At 47.4% G+C, this 367-nt stretch carries 2 protein-coding genes; both read right to left on the reverse strand.

Annotation, left to right across the window (positions count from 1 at the left end; all coding sequences use genetic code 11):
• A partial coding sequence (locus CWC14_RS19955) for a DUF2970 domain-containing protein (protein ID WP_138564369.1) occupies positions 1-102 on the reverse strand: 102 nt, incomplete at its 3' end.
• A 15-nt stretch (positions 103-117) separates the two neighbouring features.
• On the reverse strand, positions 118-367 hold a 250-nt coding region (locus tag CWC14_RS18670), incomplete at its 5' end, for a hypothetical protein (protein WP_138564371.1).

Here is a 367-nt window from a genome sequence, read left to right on the forward strand (position 1 = left end):
AATAAGCACTTTTGGATTATGGTGCTTAAAGTCATGCTCACGCTTGGCATTACTTTGAACCCCAAAAAATGCGGCGATAACGCTTTGCAGTTGCGACCACATAAGTAGAGTCGTGACTTAGTAAGATTTGCTTGAGAATTGGCGAGACTTGTTGTCGGCGCGGGTCAATAGTTCGAGTAAATCGAGGTAGTGAAATTGTGCGCTGCGGCTGTCGCCAGTCAACCATGCGAACCAAGACTGTTGGGCTTGGTGGTTACAGGCTTGCTTCATATCGATGTCGTAGGTAGAGGCGGAGCCATTACATTGGCATTGTTCTAACGCCACTTGTTGCGCTTGTACTGAGTTGTTTATGCTGAAGGCAGCGACT

Source organism: Pseudoalteromonas sp. S3260 (assembly GCF_005886925.1).
GTDB classification, from domain to species: domain Bacteria; phylum Pseudomonadota; class Gammaproteobacteria; order Enterobacterales; family Alteromonadaceae; genus Pseudoalteromonas; species Pseudoalteromonas tetraodonis.